This window comes from Bacteroides luhongzhouii (assembly GCF_009193295.2).
Lineage (GTDB): Bacteria > Bacteroidota > Bacteroidia > Bacteroidales > Bacteroidaceae > Bacteroides > Bacteroides luhongzhouii.
Genome location: NZ_CP059973.1, coordinates 309009 through 327776 on the forward strand (window position 1 = coordinate 309009; position 18768 = coordinate 327776).

16 protein-coding genes and 2 pseudogenes are annotated in these 18768 nt (G+C 40.7%); 7 read left to right on the forward strand and 11 right to left on the reverse strand.

From position 1 onward, the window contains the following. Positions 1 to 61 precede the first annotated feature (61 nt). Complete coding sequence (locus GD631_RS22475; RefSeq protein WP_143259982.1) at positions 62 to 1582, reverse strand: ThuA domain-containing protein; 1521 nt, start codon at positions 1580 to 1582, stop codon at positions 62 to 64. Positions 1583 to 1759: 177 nt separating this feature from the next. Continuing rightward, positions 1760 to 2281, reverse strand: a complete 522-nt coding sequence (locus GD631_RS01120; RefSeq protein ID WP_143259983.1) for a sigma-70 family RNA polymerase sigma factor — start codon at positions 2279 to 2281, stop codon at positions 1760 to 1762. A 341-nt stretch (positions 2282 to 2622) separates the two neighbouring features. On the opposite strand from GD631_RS01120, the gene GD631_RS01125 reads away from it, so the two are divergent. Together GD631_RS01125 and GD631_RS01130 are read left to right on the forward strand one after the other, a co-directional pair. Further along, positions 2623 to 5067 (forward strand): glycoside hydrolase family 9 protein, encoded by a 2445-nt coding sequence (locus GD631_RS01125; RefSeq protein WP_143259984.1) that lies wholly within the window; start codon positions 2623 to 2625, stop codon positions 5065 to 5067. A gap of 27 nt (positions 5068 to 5094) precedes the next feature. After that, positions 5095 to 6141, forward strand: coding sequence for a glycoside hydrolase family 18 protein (locus tag GD631_RS01130; RefSeq protein ID WP_143259985.1), 1047 nt, complete (start codon positions 5095 to 5097; stop codon positions 6139 to 6141). Positions 6142 to 6186: 45 nt separating this feature from the next. Here the strand turns inward: GD631_RS01130 and GD631_RS01135 are convergent, their stop codons facing one another. Beyond that, the gene (locus GD631_RS01135) at positions 6187 to 8433 is read right to left on the reverse strand and encodes a glycoside hydrolase family 3 C-terminal domain-containing protein (protein ID WP_143259986.1); all 2247 of its coding nucleotides are present in this window, start codon (positions 8431 to 8433) and stop codon (positions 6187 to 6189) included. Positions 8434 to 8456: 23 nt separating this feature from the next. Next, the gene (locus tag GD631_RS01140; protein ID WP_143259987.1) at positions 8457 to 9701 is read right to left on the reverse strand and encodes a glycoside hydrolase family 5 protein; all 1245 of its coding nucleotides are present in this window, start codon (positions 9699 to 9701) and stop codon (positions 8457 to 8459) included. Between the two features lie 498 nt (positions 9702 to 10199). Here GD631_RS01140 and GD631_RS01145 point away from each other — a divergent pair, with 498 nt between their 5' ends. The 3 genes and pseudogenes from GD631_RS01145 (at position 10200) to GD631_RS01150 (ending at position 11415) form a co-directional block, all read left to right on the forward strand. Continuing rightward, positions 10200 to 10616, forward strand: a complete 417-nt coding sequence (locus GD631_RS01145) for a DUF3788 domain-containing protein (protein WP_143259988.1) — start codon at positions 10200 to 10202, stop codon at positions 10614 to 10616. After that, positions 10613 to 10690: pseudogene (locus GD631_RS22300) on the forward strand (4-Cys prefix domain-containing protein); the annotation flags it as partial. The gene GD631_RS01145 and the pseudogene GD631_RS22300, both read left to right, overlap by 4 nt. A gap of 506 nt (positions 10691 to 11196) precedes the next feature. Beyond that, the gene (locus tag GD631_RS01150; RefSeq protein WP_143259989.1) at positions 11197 to 11415 is read left to right on the forward strand and encodes a hypothetical protein; all 219 of its coding nucleotides are present in this window, start codon (positions 11197 to 11199) and stop codon (positions 11413 to 11415) included. Positions 11416 to 11435: 20 nt separating this feature from the next. Here the strand turns inward: GD631_RS01150 and GD631_RS01155 are convergent, their stop codons facing one another. From GD631_RS01155 to GD631_RS01180, 6 genes and pseudogenes are all read right to left on the reverse strand, one after another. After that, positions 11436 to 11897 (reverse strand): DUF3795 domain-containing protein, encoded by a 462-nt coding sequence (locus GD631_RS01155; protein ID WP_143259990.1) that lies wholly within the window; start codon positions 11895 to 11897, stop codon positions 11436 to 11438. Between the two features lie 2 nt (positions 11898 to 11899). Continuing rightward, the gene (locus GD631_RS01160; protein WP_143259991.1) at positions 11900 to 12856 is read right to left on the reverse strand and encodes a bifunctional helix-turn-helix transcriptional regulator/GNAT family N-acetyltransferase; all 957 of its coding nucleotides are present in this window, start codon (positions 12854 to 12856) and stop codon (positions 11900 to 11902) included. A 138-nt stretch (positions 12857 to 12994) separates the two neighbouring features. Beyond that, entirely contained in the window at positions 12995 to 14368 is a 1374-nt protein-coding gene (locus GD631_RS01165; RefSeq protein ID WP_143259992.1) for an MATE family efflux transporter, read from the reverse strand. Between the two features lie 78 nt (positions 14369 to 14446). Next, positions 14447 to 14575, reverse strand: a pseudogene (locus GD631_RS01170) (GNAT family N-acetyltransferase); the annotation flags it as partial. Positions 14576 to 14586: 11 nt separating this feature from the next. After that, entirely contained in the window at positions 14587 to 15213 is a 627-nt protein-coding gene (locus GD631_RS01175) for a CatB-related O-acetyltransferase (RefSeq protein ID WP_143259993.1), read from the reverse strand. Positions 15214 to 15428: 215 nt separating this feature from the next. Further along, complete coding sequence (locus GD631_RS01180) at positions 15429 to 15899, reverse strand: Lrp/AsnC family transcriptional regulator (protein WP_118220020.1); 471 nt, start codon at positions 15897 to 15899, stop codon at positions 15429 to 15431. A 177-nt stretch (positions 15900 to 16076) separates the two neighbouring features. Between GD631_RS01180 and GD631_RS01185 the strand changes: the two genes are divergently transcribed. Together GD631_RS01185 and GD631_RS01190 are read left to right on the forward strand one after the other, a co-directional pair. Next, positions 16077 to 17363 (forward strand): O-acetylhomoserine aminocarboxypropyltransferase/cysteine synthase family protein, encoded by a 1287-nt coding sequence (locus GD631_RS01185; RefSeq protein ID WP_143259994.1) that lies wholly within the window; start codon positions 16077 to 16079, stop codon positions 17361 to 17363. 68 nt (positions 17364 to 17431) lie between these two features. Further along, a complete protein-coding gene (locus tag GD631_RS01190) occupies positions 17432 to 17671 on the forward strand; it encodes a hypothetical protein (protein WP_004306417.1) in 240 nt (79 codons plus the stop codon). A gap of 104 nt (positions 17672 to 17775) precedes the next feature. On the opposite strand, the gene GD631_RS01195 is transcribed toward GD631_RS01190, so the two are convergent. Beyond that, positions 17776 to 18684, reverse strand: coding sequence for a mechanosensitive ion channel family protein (locus GD631_RS01195; protein WP_143259995.1), 909 nt, complete (start codon positions 18682 to 18684; stop codon positions 17776 to 17778). Positions 18685 to 18768: the final 84 nt, after the last annotated feature.

Sequence of the window (18768 nt, forward strand, 5' to 3'; positions counted from 1 at the left end):
TTCCCTATGGAGACACGCCAGTTCCCACATCGGAAAATGACAGTGTCCCATAGGGAAACAGCTATTGGAATGGATTTCCTTTCTTATTGGTTGAAATAATCCATCTCAATGCATTAAAGAAAAGATAATTCTGTGTCGGATCACAGAAGATGCGGTCGCCATGTCCCATATTCAGATAAATCATACGATAATCTGTGTTAGTCCAGACCACAGGCAAGTCTCCGTCAGGTATAATATCTTTCAATCCAATCGGATAATTCTCCGGTGAAAGTGTCAGAAGTACTTTCACATTCTTACGTTCACGGGGACTTGGTTTCCATTGATACCATTCATTTGCCGGAGAAATATATGAAGAAGGCATACCTTTGACTACTGGATGTGCCGGATCGTCTACCACCAATTTAGCAGGTTGCGGCGGCCAGTTATTGCGATGAAACACACTACCACCAATAAAATCGACAAACCATTGCCAATCAAAACCCTCCATGTTAAAATTAGCAGAATGGAATCCCATCCATCCGCCCCCATTTTCCATATATCGCTGGAAAGCCATGCGCTGTTCCCGTGTATGCGCAGGCAAATCATTCAGGGAGATAACTAGTTGATAGTTACGAAGAGTCGCATCATTCACCTTGTTCCAGTTACTGGTCGTATCACAAATGAACCCTTCGCCATAAGTAGCCTTATGAAGAAAATCCATTGCATCACGGGCAAACTCCCGATGCGCCGTTTCAACGTGTGGATTGTAAAATGCCAGCACCTTGAAACGAGGGAACCATTTAGCAGGCCCGGCAGCCCAAAGAACAGCATTACCAAACATGGTCGTAAAGTCCTTGTTTTTCAGCAAATCCGCATGATGTCCCATAAGAAAATAAACATTACGTGCTTTCATTCTCTCATTCACCCACACTACAGGATGGTCCCCCATCTTTATGTTTGATGCCGGTTCATAACTGGATTCGTCAACATGTGCCAATACACGTACATTACGACGGGGACTACGATCGAAAGTATACCATTCGTCATGCGGTAAAGTAAACGATTTACTCACTCCTTTCATCACCGGATGCGAATGCTGCTCCAGTTCCACTTTACCGGACGCTGTAGGAGCGATATAGTTTTTAAACCGAATCCCCCCCATGAAGTCGGAAAACCAATCCCACATCGGATAGCCATCAAAATTTCCCAACAGCGTAGCGTGATGAAAGCCTACCCATCCTCCACGTCCTTCTTCAATATAACGTTCGAAAGCTTTTTTCGACTCATCACTCCAAGTGTAAGGCGGAAAATCCAGTTGGATAAACACTTTAAATTCTGCCAGAAATGCCTCATTGATCTTTGAAGTATTATTTATTTCAGTTACTTCAAACCGGTTCTCTCTGGCAAAATCTTTCAACCAAGCAAGTGCTGCATCGGTGAAACCACTGTGTTGCCCACCACGTTCAGTGAGCACTAACACTTTAAACAGTGGAGTCACATCCGTCTTTTCCATTGCCTGCAGCGTATTGATAAAAAACACGCCCAAGAGGAATATTATCACCATAATTCGTTCTTTCATCTCAACCCATAATTCTGTTTTCATAATCACATTGTTTTAAAGTTAATACAGTTACATATCTTCAATCGGACAACCACCCATTCAGCAAAATATGAAGGAAAATTTGTAAAAAGGACTGAAAGCCCGAAAGCATTATCAATGCACGAAAACCATCAATAACATGGATTCGTTGCAACTATATAATTTGATCTATTCCTCAGTTTATAAATAATCTTTCAAGGCAATACGTAGTGCACGTTGCGCTTTACTCACATGATAATCAATTCCTTTGGCAGAAATTCCAATTCGACAGGCAGCTTCATGATACGTCATCTCATGAATACGAATCATCTGAAACACCTTCTGCGTCCGTTCAGGAAGCATGGCAAGTGTCTGTGTCAGGATATGACACACTTCTTCCGAAAACAGTTCACAATGACTTGCCTCTTTCCAACTGCAGATACTTATACGTAGTTCTTGCCGCTGACTATTACAAATTTCATTAAAAGCAGCCTGTTTTACTTGCTCATGCCGCAAATAATCATAAGATTTATTGCGCAAAATTGTAATAAGCAACCGACGGGTACTCTCAACGTCTTCCACTTTTATTTCCCTCCATACTTTCAATAAGGCTTCAGTAGCAATATCTTCCGAGACTCCTTCATCATGCACATAGTACTTGACAAAGCAACAAGCTTTCTTATAATACAAATTATAAATGTAGCTAAAAAAACGAGATGACATAGTTTTATTTATCTTTGAGTATTAATTGTTTTTCGGCGATTAGTGAATGATGCAAACATACTGATTACAAGCAAAAAAGCAGAGGAAAAAACAAAAAAATACACCTCACAAAAGAAGTATAGAACAAAGACAAGAAAGCAAGAAAAAAGGATATTATTTCATTATAAATCAACAACATAAAGAAACAATGAGAAAGTATTGACGTATTCAAACATACTTGCAGTAGTAGTAATGAAGTAGTGGAAAAAGAGTTATTCTTCTCGTTTTTTTCCAGAAAAACAACTTATCCTGCTAGGAAACAGGCTTCCTTAAACGTCCTTTATTGTAAAGGAAAGAATATAATGAGAAAACACGTATTATTCACATGCGCTATCGGATGTTTTTGCATGGCGACAATGGGTACGTCCGCACAGGAATCACCCCAACAAATGAAAGAGATAATTATAAAAAGTGGAGTAATACACCGCCCACTTCCGTTGGCTGTCTCCCGTTCACTGGAAGAAGCAGGTCTGAAAAAGAAGGTACTCGTTTCTACTCCTCTATGTACCATGGAAAGTCTTAAAGGATGGATCCACCACGGTATCGGAAAGATAGAACGAAGTACAGAAAAAAGCATCACCGGAAACGGAAGTCTGAAGTTGACCGTTCCAACGACTCGTCAGGGGTGGAAGAATTCTGACCATGCTGTCTATGGATACTCCCAAGCTACTTTCGATGTGAAAGGTGCCAATTGGGAGAAATACAATCGTATCTTCTTCTATATCTATCCCGACTGTGAAGGAAGTCGTAACACACACCTGAATCTATATCTGTTCAATGACGGAATATTAAAAATACCCGACGAATACGGGCGGGAAGGTGCTCATGAAATTAATCTTATAAATCGTCAATGGAACAAATGTTATCTCGAAATCAGTGAACTGCCCCGTGATAGAATTACTCGATTGACTTTCGGCTCCACAGCCTTTGGTCGTGACCGAACCACCGGAGAAACGCAAGAATTCTATATTGACGGAATCGAACTTCAACAAATCGATAATCCAGAGATCGTAAGCGGATGGTTGCCGGAAAAGGAACGTATTGTCTACTCTACCAGCGGTTACACAGTCAAAGGGAATAAAATGGCTGTCACGACCCCTCAAACCGATTCTCCCAACAAGCAGTTCCAGCTACTGAATGCCACAAACAAAATACCTGTCTATACAGGAACCATCAGAAACGAGCAAACAGCCATCGGCCTTTTTGGTATTCTCGATTTCTCCGACTTCAACCAATCTGGTAATTACTATCTCCAAACCGACTCATTCACAACTCCTTCTTTCCGTATCGGAGAAAATATATGGGAGAACTCGGTCTGGAAGGCTCTGAACTTTATCTTCTGCGAACGTTGCGGATACCCTGTCCCCGGCAAGCACGATTACTGCCATGCCGATATCTATGCCAAGCACAACGGACGAACTCTTGCTTACAACGGTGGATGGCATGATGCCGGGGATATGTCACAACAAACCATGCAAACAGGGGATGTTATGTTCGCCCTCTTCGAAATGGCCAATAAAACAAAAGAAAAGAACACCCTACTCTATCAACGCCTACTGGAAGAAGCCAAATGGGGACTAGACTTTATCTTAAAATGCCGCTTTGGAGATGGATACCGTGCAAGCAGTGCCGGTATGGCTATATGGACTGATAATATGACAGGCAACGAAGACGACACTCCTGCCCGCGTACACAATAATCCGTTTGACAATTTCCTGTTTTCAGGAATGGAAGCCTACGCCGCTCTCTCTATTGATGATGACCCAGCTTTAAAAGAGTCATTAATCAGCACGGCCAAGGAAGATTTCGAATTTGCCCTGACAACACATAAAGAAATAGGATACGGACATTTCAAAATATTCTGGGAACACAGCTACAACACCTCTGAAAGCCAATATATGGCAACAGCATCATGGGCTGCCAGCCAACTTTACCGACTGACCGAAGAAAAATACTATTCCCGCCATGCCGTTGAATTTGCAGAATATGTTCTCGCCAGCCAACGCACAATCCCCATACAAGACAAAGACCATCTTTCCGGCTTCTTCTACCGCAACCATGAGCAAAAAATAATCACTCATTTCAATCATCAATCACGTGACCAAATCTATATGCAATCGCTTATCGCACTTTGCGAGACACAACCAGAGCATATCTACTATAATAAATGGAAAAAAGCCATTGAACTGTATGCCGGCTACCTGAAAAGCATCACTCGTTACTCACATCCCTATCGAATGATACCCAGCGGTATATATCATATCGGTGAAGCAAAGGATAATACCAGTTTCTATGCCCAACATTTATTTCCGGGCGAGCAGGCTGTGAACGACTACACTCGACAGTTGGAAAATGGTATCCGTCTGGATAAAGAACATTATCTGCGTATCTTCCCCGTTTGGTTTTCTTTCCGGGGAAATACAGCTATCCATCTCGCAACAGGAAAAGCTGCTGCTCTCTGCGGTAATTTTTTGAACGACCGTGAACTAAAAGAGATAGCCGAAGACCAACTAAGATGGACTGTCGGAAAAAATCCGTTCGGACAATCTTTGATGTATGGAGAAGGAGACCGATATGCACAGCAATATGCCGCCTTACCGGGTGAAATGACCGGTGAACTACCGGTAGGCATTCAAACAAAATATAATGAAGACAAACCCTATTGGCCACAATGGAATAATGCCACATATAAAGAAGTATGGGTGACATCAGCAGGCAAATGGTTATCCTTGATAGCAGAATTATAAAACAACCCTCTTAAACTGAATAATAGAATGAAAAAAAATTATTATGTATTTATCACATGGATTACTACTGTAATCCTTTACTGTCTTCCACTCCATACAAATGCCGCAAAAAAGAATGCTCCGGTAGTTGTCGCATACGTCACCTCATGGAGTCATATCCTTCCCGACCCGGAAGTAGTCACGCACATCAACTACGCCTTCGGGCATATCAATGAAAACTTCAACGAGATAGGTATTGCCAACGAAGAACGATTACGAACGATTGTCAAATTGAAAAAAAAGAAACCAACCCTGAAGATACTTCTTTCCATCGGTGGATGGGGCAGCGGACGTTTCAGCGAAATGGCCGCATCAGCCAAACATCGGGCTGAATTTGCGGCAGACTGCAAACGGATAATTCACGAATACAATCTGGATGGTATCGACATCGACTGGGAATACCCTACCAGCAAAGCTGCCGGTATCTCTGCTTCTCCTGAAGACACCTCAAACTACACTCAGATGATGAAAGAAATACGCAAAGCCATTGGAAAGAAGAAACTACTGACACTAGCCTCAGTAGCAAGCGGACAGTACATTGACTTTACCGCAATCAAACCATACATAGACTTTGTCAATATCATGACCTACGACATTGCCAATCCGCCCTACCACCATGCGTCACTGTTTCGTTCCGTTTTTACGCATGGGATATCTTGCGAGGAAGCTGTAGAGGCGCACGTAAGGGCAGGCATACCTATTCATCACCTGGTGCTCGGTATCCCTTTCTATGGTCATGGCAAAGAAAGTATTACCAATTTTATCAATTATAAGGATATTGTTAAACTGATTGATAACGGTATGTACATTAGAAAATGGGACGCACAGGCCAAAGTTCCTTATCTTGTGAATACGGACGGGAAGATGGTATGCACATACGAAGATACCGAATCCATTGACAGGAAATGCCTGTTTATCCGTGAAAAAGGTATGCTGGGCGCAATGTATTGGGATTATGACGGAGACGATGCACAAGGAACACTACGAAAAGCAGTATATAAAGGAGTGAAGAGAAAAAATAAAGGCGGTTTATAATAACCGCCTTCACCTACAATTTTCCCCAACCACCAATAACAGTGTTTATTTCAACTCAAACCTAACAGTTCCCCTTATATCTCTTGACGAACTTCCAAACAATGCTTCAAATTTACCAGGTTCCGCCACCCATTCATGTTTAGTATCATCGAAGAAACTCAATGCTTCCTTGCCGATAGTAAATGCTACTACCTTCTCTTCTCCCGGAGCAAGCCTGATTTTCTTGAAGGCTTTCAGTTCCTTCACCGGACGAAGCAAAGAGGATTTTTTATCACTGATATACAATTGAATAACCTCCTGACCGACATAATTCCCTGTATTTTTCACTGTGACTGTGAAAGTTATTGTATCATTCATTGTTATCACTTTCTTATCAACCGAAGGTACCGAGTAATCGAAACTAGTATAACTCAATCCGTGCCCAAACGGGAATAACGGTTTGATTTTCTCTTTATCCGCCCAGCGATAACCCACAAAAATATCTTCACGATATACTTCATTTATTGTGTCACCTTTCTGAACCGACTTTGCCAGCTCTTCTTTATTTCCGGGATATTCACCCAATTTATGAGCACCAACATCATCCAACTTTACAGGGAAAGTAAATGGTAGTTTACCGGAAGGATTTACATCACCAATTAATATGGACGCAAGCGCCGTTCCGGCTTCCGACCCCAAAAACCAACCTTGCACAATAGCAGGAACTTCATCCGCCCATGGCATAGCAACAGCATTTCCCGAAATATTAACCACTACCAGATTACGATTTACCTTTGCTAACTCGCAGATAACCCGATTTTGTGCGTATGGTAAATCAAAGGAAGCACGATCTGAATCCTCACAATCCTGATGAGCACTCTTATTCAAGCCACCGAAAAAGACCACATAATCAGCATCTTTTGCCACCTGTAAAGCCTCAACCAGCAATTCATCTTCTGCACGTTCTTCTTTCAAGTCCTGACCTGTTTTCACTCCATTATACTCTCCTGTTGAATCACCTACATAGCCACGAGCATACACAATTTCAGCATGAGAACCTACACGCTTTTTTAAGCCATCCAAAGGAGATATCTCATATTTCACTTTCAAAGAAGAACTGCCACCACCTACGGTCATCATCTTTATAGCATTTTCTCCGACAACAACAATCTTTTTTGCTTTTGTCAAATCAATGGGCAATATATTGTTCTTGTTCTGCAACAAGACAATACCTTCTTCTCCTATTTTACGCCCTGCCTGTCTGTGCTCCGGAGAACCCAATGAACCAAACGGCTTATTAGGATCCATTGACGTACGGAATATCAAACGTAGGATATTGCCAACTTTTTCATCCAGTTCCTTGGTACCTACTTCACCGTTCTTTATCATCCGCAGATAAGGAAAAGCCAAATAATAATTATCATAGGCATTACTTGCACCATTAGAAAGTCCGTTCGTCCAGGAACCGAATTCCATATCCAAACCATTCATTATAGCCTGACGAGTGTTGTGCACACCACCCCAATCAGATACAACAACTCCATCAAATCCCCATTCATCACGCAAAATGTCTTTCAGTAGCCGTTTATTCTGACAAGCATGTTCACCTAGATAAAGATTATAGGAGCCCATGATTGCCCAAGCCCGGCCTTCCCGTACAGCAGCTTTAAAAGCGGGTAAGTATATTTCATAAAGAGCGCGGTCACTCAATTGTACATTCGTCGTATGTCGGTTGAATTCCTGATTATTCAGCGCATAATGTTTCACACAAGCTGCAACTCCGTTCAATTGGACTCCTTTAATATAAGGAACTACCATAGTAGCAGACAAGTAGGGATCTTCACCCATGTACTCAAAATTACGACCGTTTAATGGTGTCCGATAGATATTTACACCAGGTCCCAGCAAAATATCTTTTTTCCGGTAACGAGCTTCTTCCCCAATACTTTTCCCATAGAGATACGACATTTCAGGATTCCATGTTGCCGCAAGACAAGTCAGAGCCGGATAAGCAATACAAGAATCGTTCGTCCACCCTGCCTGGTTCCACTCGTCCCACAAAACTTCAGGCCGAATGCCGTGAGGACCGTCGGTAGTCCAGACTTCAGGAATGCCAAGACGAGCAACTCCCGGAGAACTGAACTTTGATTGCGCATGTATCATTGCAATTTTTTCCTCAAGCGTCATGCGGGCCAACGCATCTTGTACCCGTTCTTCAATAGGTTTATTCACATCAAGATAAACTGGAACTTGCGCTGATACAGATAAAACTGTAAGGAAAAAGCAAGCTAATATCAATTCCTTTATTTTCATAACATTACTGTTTTTTGCAGTTTTCAATTATTCATACCTAATGAACAGATATATCCTTCCTGAACTATACAATTCCTGAATTTACATGCATCAATAAAATCCATCATTGCCTTACGGACCATTTCTTGTTCAGGACGTGCATTACGGATCTCTTTATAACTACTACGAGGAGCTTCGGAGAACGTAACAATCTTATCCCAATTTTCCGGTGGAGTAATTCCGACAAATGATGAACCATCCATCTTTTTATAAGGCCAAAAAGTATAACCGATGTTATTTTCTCTCATTACCTGACAGAAAGCAGCCTGCCACTCATCAGTGTTATGACCTATTTCACCCATATACATAGGTAAATTCACACTATCTCTAAAATTTATAATTTTCTGAATAGCCTCTTTTGTCGGTTCTCCACCATAGCGATGGCATGTATACATAATTTTGTCATCAAACGTAGAATCTTTGAATGGCCTGAAATTGCCATTCCATTGCGAACCTCCCAATAAAATAATATGATTCTTGTCAACCTCACGTATTGCAGCCGTTCCTATCTTGTAAATACCTTCAAGTTTACTATTCATTTCCTCCATGTTAGGAAAATACGGGGCGATTGGTTCATTAAAAAGTTCATACCCCAAAATTACAGGTTCGTTCTTATAATAGTCGGCAATACGTCGCCAAATATCACAATATAGCTTTTGGCTGTCTTCACTCTCAAACAGCCATGGATAACCATAACTATCATCAATATTATCACCAGTTTGTCCCCCCGGTGCATCGTGCATATCCAAAATCAAGTATAAGCCTTCTTCACGACACCAGTTTACAACAGAATCTACACGTGCGAACCCATCCTGTGCCACTGTCAGTCCCATATAATCTTCATCCGTAAAAAGCTTGTAATGAAAAGGCAAGCGAATAGTGTTAGCGCCACTTTCCTTAATGAAACGTATATCATCACGTGTAATATAATTATCTTTAAAAGCCTTCCAAAATTCGGCTGTAAAGTCTGCCCCCACCATTTGACAAAACATCTCATTAATAAATCGTCCTGAATTCGTTTTATTAAAGCGAAACATATAACCTTCAGGATTTAGCCAGTTGCCCAGATTTGTTCCTTTGATAAACAATTTACTTCCATCTGGCCGAACCAGATCTTGTCCACTAATCGTAACAAATTTAACAATGTTACCTTCCATTGGCTTTCCTGAAGTACAACTATTCAAAAAGATAATTGTCGGAAGCATAAATAATAAGAGAATGTGTTTCATAAATAACTGCGTTATAATAAATAATATATGAGAAGAACGGACATATGTTCCGTCTGCCTAGTCCTGTTAACCTTTATTAGTTAAACAGATTAGAAAGATAGCCATATTGGACAACGTTCTATTAGAAAATTATCCTATCTTTGTGATATGAAGTGCGACAAGAAGTCGTACAAGTAATTGTTCAGCATGATGTCTGAACCTATTGTTCCGTCAATAGTAGCCTAAAGAGGCGTGCTTGACTGGCAACGGTCGGGTGCGAAGCCCTCCCTCTGAAAAGGGTCTGCATACCGAAGAAGAACGGCAAGATAAGTACATATTGGAGAAAGGGCTGAACTTTATCGGAAGTCGTTGCCTGAAAAAGGACGGATGAGCCGATTTAGTTTTATGAGAACTAAATTTTGAATTATCGGAACTGTATGCGGTGAAACTCGCACGTACAGTTCTTAATGGGAAAAGTGGCGGTAACGCCGCCGACCTGCATAACTAATCAAAAATACCATGAAAGAAACTTTGCAAATTCCCATTCCCAAAACACTGGAAGCCCTAATAGGTAAAGAACTATATAATGTATGGTCTTCGCTTTGCCAACTTATTGAACAGAAGTACAATATGGAACAATTATGGAATCATGGCGGAAAAGCATGGAAGTATGAATATAAATATCGCAGAGGTGGAAAAACACTTTGCGCCCTATGCGCCAAAGAACAGGCCATCGGTTTTTTGGTCATTTTAGGCAAAGACGAACGTACAAAATTTGAATTACAGCGAGAGGCTTTTTCCAATGAAACACTTAAGATATATGATGAAACGATCACTTTTCATGATGGGAAGTGGCTTATGTTCGAACTAAAAGACACTAGCTTATTTAATGACATGGAACGGCTTCTATCCATCAAACGAAAACCCAATCGATGATTGAATCAGAAATAAACAAGAGGTATTGTCAAAGTTGCGGGATGCCTCTCCACTTTGATGTAGAGAAATATATGTAAGATTACACTAAGATATTATTGTGTAAGAAAAATGACAAACTGGAAAATAAATTGCATAAACAAATGCAATTATATCCAGAAAATTCACACTTGCAAATACTATGGTTTTTCTAACCTTCTCCTAATGCGGATCACATTTATTGCCCTCTCGACAGTTTAAATATTCCATTCTTCAGGTTACCCTGTAAAAGATTTGCGGATAGTATCTTTATCCCACACAATCCATCCAATCCAGAAACCGGGACAGAATATTTTCGAGAAGCTACCCGTATACAGAATACTTCTAGCCTTATCAATATCTATTGGAGAAAGAAGAGAACAGATACACTTTTTTATATATTGACAGATACAGATAAGGGAGTTTTCAAAGGATAGCTATATAAAGTTAATCTCCCATATTACTTATTTCGTCATGAGAAATCAGGGCGTTCGTCGAATAATCCTATACAGAACCCTGTTTAAACTTACCTTTGCACAGAAAACAAAAGTAATCGATAGTAACTATGGAAGAGCAAATACTAATTTTTCGCACCTCGGTAAAAAATGTACGGGATATCAAATATATCGCAGCGCTTTTCACCCTATGTCCCCAAATCTACAAATGGAATGTAGATATGGAGGATTGGGAAAAAGTATTGAGAATAGAATGTCAGGGGATCACCCCGACTGAAATATTAAAGGCATTACGCGCCATCAACATTTATGCACAGGAACTGGAATGAAGCAAAGAGAAAACCATAAACTAATAGCGAGGTAAATCCTTTACCTCTTCATAATATTTTTCCACTCCAATCTCTTGCATCCGTCTGTTGATAGCTACAAATCTCTTGTATAAATGCTCATCAAACCCTGTATTCTCACAAGGGAAGCAACTACACTGGAAGCAATAATCCACTTGCTTCTCCTCGCTGCATGCACGAACATTACAGGTTTTGAACAACTTGCATTTTTCTTTCCTGCATCCTTGGCAAGTTGCCACAGATAAATGGTCCAAAAACTCTTTAAAATCCGCATACTTTGCAAAGACAGGCTCATCAAGCATCTCTACGAAACGTTGCGCATACACATCAAAATTACCTAACGACTTCTTGAGTTGACCACTGTAGTAAGAAATATCTCCATCGGCAAAAGCAAAGCACTTTCCACAGTGCAGCCCACAAGGAGCAATACGCCCCTTAATAAATTCATGATTTATCTTTTCCATTGTCATTCCTCAATCATTAGTTCCATCTGTATATCTCCCCGCTCATAAGTCGTATGATATTCGGGAAGTTCCTTGAAGCCCAATTTATGATAGATGTGAATAGCAGGTTTCAAACGTGTATTGCTCTCTATAAAGATTCTTTTACCACCAAGCTCCTTCGCCTTATTGACAACGGCTTCGCAAAGTAGTACTCCGATACCTTTGCCCTGAACCTTAGGGCTGACAGCCAGTTTGGCCAACTCATAATCATAAAGAGGATGATCCATCTTACACAAAGCGCATACACCGACAGGCTCATCTTTATAAAGAGCCACTAGAATAGCTCCTCCCTTATCCAAAATATATTCTTGCGGATGGTCCAATGCTTTGTAATCGGCCTCTTCCATCCGAAAATAAGCAGTTATCCACTCTTCGTTAAGAGTCCGGAAAGCAGATTGATAACAAGGTTCATAAGGGACTATTTTTATATCTTTACTCTCGCGTTCTTTTTTTGCTTCCTTCACCCGTTCCAACAAGGACTTAGCCTGCAAAAGATTCTCCCATTCTTCGATAGCTTTCCAAAGGTCATTCCGGGTTTGCTGTGTGATTTGCTCAATAGCTGCGGTAACATCTATGCACTGCTCCGCAAAAGAGTCGGACATTCTTTTTCCTTTGGCAGACAACATGACCATATTTCTTCTCCCGTCAGATTTGTCCTTTATCTCCTTCACCAATCCTTTAACTACCATTTCTTTAATAATATTGCTCACTGAAGGATGAGAATGACCAATCTCTTTAGCGATAGACGTAATGTTTTTTGCCTCCCCACGCGATAATACAAAAAACACAGGAAACCACTTAGGTTTGAGATCTACTCCAAACATTTTATAGATTGCGGCTGCATCCACTGTTATTTTATCGGTCAACATACGTAATCTGCTACCGATGGCTAACTTGCCTGTCTGATTAAAAAAGTCCATGTTTTCACTAATTGCGTTACTAAATACGTAATTGATTACGCAATCATATCAGTTTTTCATAATATGCACAAATATTTTCCGCAAAAATATGTAATCAGTTACATAATTAGTTCTATTTATGGTTTAATAACAAGAAATTCAGTTCACAGGCAGAGAATTTTCCCGAATCCTTCCCAATATTTTGGGAAACTGCCAAAAGAACAACAAAGTACAGCAAATTGCCGCAGTGGCATCAGATATTGCTTCGGCTGCATATACACCAGTTACTCCCATATAATGTGGTAGTACCAATGCCAATGGAATCAGTAGAATCACTTTACGCAACAAAGCAATAAAAATAGATATTTTTGCTTGTCCCAAGGCTACAAACATATTTTGGCAGGCTCGCTGTAATCCGAAAATAGTCATACCGCCCAAGAAAACAGGCATTGTCCAGCGGACTGTTTCTATCAGTCTTTCATCACTTGTAAAAGCAGATGCAACAATCGTAGGAAACAAGATCATAAGCAGCATCAATACCAGATTAAATGAAAACATAGTTATCATCACAATACGAAAACAGTCTTTCACACGTTGTTTATCACCATGACCATAATTATAACTGATAATCGGAACAAATCCCAGCGCAAAACCGGTTAACGGAACACTTGCAAACTGCATCGCACTTTGCAAGATAGTCAATGCGCTGACATAAATATCTCCAAAATTTTTCAGACTGCTATTCAATACAAAACCAACCAGGCTCTCCGTACTTGCCATTATAAATGGAGATACTCCCAAAGCTAACATGGCAAATACAATCTTCCGGTTCAACCGCATATTGCGCTTTTCCAAAGGTAAGGAAGCACGATGGGAAAAGAGAAAACTCAATACCCACGCCGCACTACATGCTTGAGACAATACAGTAGCCAAAGCTGCTCCTTTCACTCCCATATCAAACCCAAAAATGAAAATAGGATCAAGAATAATATTCAATAAGGCACCGATCAAGACGGAATACATTGCAATGGCTGGCCGTCCCTGTGCATTAATGAAGCTATTCAGTCCTGTAGATATTTCAACGAAAACGGTTCCTAATAAATAGATGGAAAGGTAATCAACCGCATATTCCAACGTATTTTCCGAAGCACCCGTAAAAAGCAGAATCGGTTCCATAAAGGTATATGCGATGAACGAAGTGAACAGGGTGAATAGTATCAATAAGACAAAGCCATTCCCCAAAATTTTTCCGGCGCGCAGACGGTCGCCCTGTCCCAGTGCCATGGCTGCCAATGGCGCACCCCCTCCTCCCACAATTGCCGAGAAAGAAGAAATCAGTATAACAAGAGAAGTCGTCACTCCTACCCCAGCCAACGCATCAGTACCAATACCCGGAATATGTCCGATATAGATACGGTCGACCATGCTATACAGCAAATTGACGAATTGGGCTATTACTGCGGGAAGCGCCATTTTAAAAACGAGCGGCAACATACGCTCTGTACCTAGCCGTGCTTCATACTTATTTATCATTCCAAACTTCTTTTTCTAAAATCAGCTGCAAAGTTATAAGAAAAACAGGCTCCCGATTTAAAACCGTTGGATAAAATAAATAGAATAGATACCTTTTATCCACCCGGGATAACTAATCGTACCTGCCAGATAATCATTCAGTTCATCATACAGCTTTTCCAATTCATTTATATCAGCAGAAGTTCCGGGTTCTATTATAAATTTCATATATGCATTGTTTATCTTTTCATCAGTTCTTCTATCTTTCCACCTGTAATATCAGGTATATATTCGGAGATCTTTTCGACACTCCAATCCCACCATTGCAATTCTTGCAATCGGACAATCGTTTGCTCATCAAAACGTTTCCGAATCTCCCTGGCTGGCGTTCCGCCTACTATTGTATAAGGAGGAACATCTTTAGTAACCACTGCCCGCGACGCAATGACTGCTCCATTCCCGATGTGTACTCCTGCCATGATAACAGCTTCATATCCAATCCATACATCATTACCTATTACTATATCCCCTTTATTATCCCAGGCAGAAGTAACATCTCCCTTATCTAAATTCCATTCCTCAAAAAAGATAGGAAACGTATAATTGGATAAAGAATTCAATGTGTGGTTTGCACTATTGAAAAGAAACTTAGCTCCACAGGCTATGGAGCAGAATTTTCCTATTATCAAGCGGTCTTTATTAATCGGATAATGATATAAGACATTGTTCTTCTCAAAAAGAACCGGATCATTTACAAAGTCATTGTATATTGTATAATCACCTACGATAATAGCAGGATTCTTAATCACCGTATTCAGGTAAATAGTCTGAAAATCATTAGAACGAGGATATATGTTCGAATTCATTGTAATGGCTTCTTTTATATAGTTTATTGAATAGAATAAAAAAATAACTTGTGACTTACGTTAAATCACAAACAGTTGTAGCAGCAGAACTCTCTATTGTTACAATCCATATGGGCGAAGCTATTTACAAAGTTGCCATTTCATTGTGTCAGCAAAACAGGATTTATATTACATAGCAAATATACAAGATAAATTTCAGACTATCACACAAAGGACTAAATATGTATCCCATATTGATGCTTCACTTCTGCCATCACAAATGTACTTTCCAGTGATCCCAAACTATCAATCGTCCCCAACACATTCAGAATAAACTCCTGATAGTATTTCATGTTGGGAGCGTGAATCTTCAACAGATAATCATAACTTCCTGATATGTTATAACATTCGGTGACTTCAGGAATGTCCTGTATGATCCGTGTAAACTCTGCCGCTATATCCCTGTTCAAGCGTCTAAGCTTCACACTGCAGAACACGACGAATCCTTGATTCAGTTTCTCCGCATCCAATACGGCAATGTACTTCTTTATATAACCCCCACTCTCCAACCGTTTAAGACGTTCAAAAACAGGAGTTGAAGAAAGACTCACCCGCGCAGCCAACTCTTTCGTTGTCAATCGGGCATTCTCTTGCAAAGTACGGAGTATTTGCAAATCTACTTTATCCAGCTTATCAAAAGTATCCATAAGAAAAATATTCTTCTAAAAGGTGATTTTCAGGAATAACGCAGTTGCATTATTCTATATGACGGCACAAAAATAGCATTATTTTCTATATTTCATCTATATCTTGTTCGATATATCTACATCTCATAACTTTGCAAGAAAATAAAGAAAGAATATAAACTTAAAAAATATACGATTATGGCAACAAAGAAATTACACTTCGAGACTTTACAGGTTCATGTGGGACAAGAACAAGCAGACCCGGCAACAGATGCCCGCGCAGTACCCATTTACCAGACCACTTCTTATGTATTTCACAACTCCGCCCATGCAGCCGCACGTTTTGGTCTGCAGGACCCGGGAAACATCTATGGCCGTCTGACCAACTCCACGCAAGGAGTTTTTGAACAACGTGTAGCCGCCCTTGAAGGAGGAGTAGCAGGACTGGCAGTGGCTTCAGGAGCTGCCGCTATCACTTATGCTTTCGAGAATATCACTCGCGCAGGCGATCATATTGTGGCAGCCAAAACCATTTACGGAGGAAGTTACAACCTACTGGCACATACCTTGCCCAGCTATGGTATCACAACAACATTCGTTGATCCAAGCGATTTGTCGAACTTAGAAAAAGCTATTCAGGAAAATACGAAAGCCGTATTTATCGAAACCTTGGGAAATCCGAATTCAAATATCATTGATATAGAAGCAGTGGCAGAAATAGCCCACCGCCACAAAATACCTTTGATTATTGACAACACATTCGGAACTCCGTATTTAATCCGCCCTATCGAACACGGAGCAGATATCGTAGTACATTCCGCAACAAAGTTCATTGGCGGACACGGTTCTTCATTGGGAGGAGTCATTGTGGATTCAGGCAAATTCGACTGGGTAGCTTCCGGCAAATTCCCACAGCTGACCGAACCCGATCCATGCTATCATGGCGTACGCTTTGTCGACGCAGCCGGTCCGGCTGCCTATGCAATCCGTATCCGTGCCATTTTGCTGCGCGATACAGGAGCTACCATCAGCCCATTCAACGCTTTTATCCTGCTGCAAGGTCTGGAAACTCTTTCCTTGCGTGTAGAGCGTCATGTGGAAAATGCATTGAAGGTAGTGAATTTCTTAAACAATCACCCGAAAGTAAAGAAAGTGAATCACCCGTCATTATCCAACCATCCTGACCATGCACTGTATCAACGTTATTTTCCGAACGGTGCCGGTTCTATCTTCACTTTCGAGGTAAAAGGCGGACAAGAAGAGGCACACCGTTTCATCGACAGTCTGGAGATTTTCTCCCTGCTTGCCAATGTGGCTGACGTGAAATCATTGGTGATCCACCCGGCGAGCACCACCCATTCACAACTCAATGCCCAAGAGCTAGCCGAACAGGAAATTTATCCAGGCACCGTACGCCTATCCATCGGAACAGAACATATTGATGACCTGATTGCGGATTTGGATCAGGCACTTGCCAAAATCTAACATTCAATCATTGAACTTTCCATGACTGCGAGATGTTATACCTACATAACATTAAAAACATTGCAGTCATGGAAAAATATTTAATACACAGCAACGAACTGCATCTGATAGACGCAGAGAAAATCCATCAAGCCGTAGAAAAGATGGTGGAATCACTCGATTTAGCCGCAGGCTCAACCACAAATTTCGATCTCTATCAGGTTGTGGAAAACTACTTTAAAGATCTAGAGAAAAGGAGAAAGATCAATCATGTACTGGGAATTAAAGAAGATAGATATGAACTAGCCGAAGATTTCGGCATTAAATAAAAGAAAGAAATTTATTCAATCACACCAGACAAGTTTTCCAAAAACGAGGGAGTTCCACTTAATGTGAAACTCCCTCGTTTTTTTGAATAATCAGCGTATAATAATTAATTTCCCTGATGTACTGTAAGTTGTGGGAAAGGGAAGTTGATACCTTTTTCATTGAAGGTTTCGTAAATCGCTTTATTTATATCGAAATAAACACCCCAGTAATCTCCGCTATTTACCCATACACGTGCCACTACATTCACACTGCTGGCGTCCAGCGCATGAAGAGCCACAAAGGGAGCCGGTTCATTCAGGATGCGTTTATCAGCAGCAAGAATTTCATAAACGATTTTCTGCACTTTCTCATAATCTTCTCCATAATCTATACCAACAATCCATTCCACACGGCGGGTTTCCTGATGGCTGTAATTGGTCACTACTCCACTACTCAATGAACCATTGGGAATATAGATCAGTTTGTTGTCCGCGGTAGTAAGGATGGTATGGAATATCTGAATTTCTTTTACCGTACCGGATGATCCCTGCTGTGTTTCTATCCAGTCGCCAACTTTATAAGGTTTGAATAAAAGAATAACCAGTCCGCCGGCAAAGTTCTGCAGATTGCCGGATAAAGCCATACCGACAGCTACACCGGCAGAAGCCAATAAAGCTGCGAACGAAGTGGTTTCAACCCCCAGAGCGCCAACGACAGAAATGATTAACAGAATCGTCAACAGAATATTGACCAGACTTTTAACGAAAGTTTTGATACTTACATCCACTTTTCGTTTATCCATCAGGCGTCTGATAAACTTGTTGAGCATCGAGATGAGGAAACGTCCGACGACAAAGACAAGGACCGCAATCAATATACGTTCTCCGGCACGAATACCGAAATCTATCAGTTGTTGAGTAATCAGCGAAAGTTTATCCAAGCCGTCGGCATTGGCAATCGCTTGTTCCATCAAATTATCTGCGGCCACTTGCACAGAATCCGCAGCTTGTGTTGCTTGCAATAATAGTAGCATAATTAAATTATATATTAAATGAATAAATGCAGTTTTGTTATTTCAACAATTTACAAAGTTATATTGTTTTTAGTGAATCTAAAA

Bases quoted from the DNA above. Each gene is read 5' to 3' on its own strand.
- GD631_RS01190 (WP_004306417.1), top strand. From the start codon at position 17,432: ATGGAAAAATATTTAATACACAGCAACGAACTGCATCTGATAGACGCA.
- GD631_RS01160 (WP_143259991.1), bottom strand. From the start codon at position 12,856: ATGGACTTTTTTAATCAGACAGGCAAGTTAGCCATCGGTAGCAGATTA.
- GD631_RS01180 (WP_118220020.1), bottom strand. From the start codon at position 15,899: ATGGATACTTTTGATAAGCTGGATAAAGTAGATTTGCAAATACTCCGT.
- GD631_RS01140 (WP_143259987.1), bottom strand. From the start codon at position 9,701: ATGAAACACATTCTCTTATTATTTATGCTTCCGACAATTATCTTTTTG.
- GD631_RS01145 (WP_143259988.1), top strand. From the start codon at position 10,200: ATGAAAGAAACTTTGCAAATTCCCATTCCCAAAACACTGGAAGCCCTA.
- GD631_RS01195 (WP_143259995.1), bottom strand. From the start codon at position 18,684: ATGCTACTATTATTGCAAGCAACACAAGCTGCGGATTCTGTGCAAGTG.
- GD631_RS22475 (WP_143259982.1), bottom strand. From the start codon at position 1,582: ATGAAAACAGAATTATGGGTTGAGATGAAAGAACGAATTATGGTGATA.
- GD631_RS01130 (WP_143259985.1), top strand. From the start codon at position 5,095: ATGAAAAAAAATTATTATGTATTTATCACATGGATTACTACTGTAATC.
- GD631_RS01155 (WP_143259990.1), bottom strand. From the start codon at position 11,897: ATGGAAAAGATAAATCATGAATTTATTAAGGGGCGTATTGCTCCTTGT.
- GD631_RS01120 (WP_143259983.1), bottom strand. From the start codon at position 2,281: ATGTCATCTCGTTTTTTTAGCTACATTTATAATTTGTATTATAAGAAA.
- GD631_RS01165 (WP_143259992.1), bottom strand. From the start codon at position 14,368: ATGATAAATAAGTATGAAGCACGGCTAGGTACAGAGCGTATGTTGCCG.
- GD631_RS01135 (WP_143259986.1), bottom strand. From the start codon at position 8,433: ATGAAAATAAAGGAATTGATATTAGCTTGCTTTTTCCTTACAGTTTTA.
- GD631_RS01175 (WP_143259993.1), bottom strand. From the start codon at position 15,213: ATGAATTCGAACATATATCCTCGTTCTAATGATTTTCAGACTATTTAC.
- GD631_RS01185 (WP_143259994.1), top strand. From the start codon at position 16,077: ATGGCAACAAAGAAATTACACTTCGAGACTTTACAGGTTCATGTGGGA.
- GD631_RS01125 (WP_143259984.1), top strand. From the start codon at position 2,623: ATGAGAAAACACGTATTATTCACATGCGCTATCGGATGTTTTTGCATG.
- GD631_RS01150 (WP_143259989.1), top strand. From the start codon at position 11,197: ATGGAAGAGCAAATACTAATTTTTCGCACCTCGGTAAAAAATGTACGG.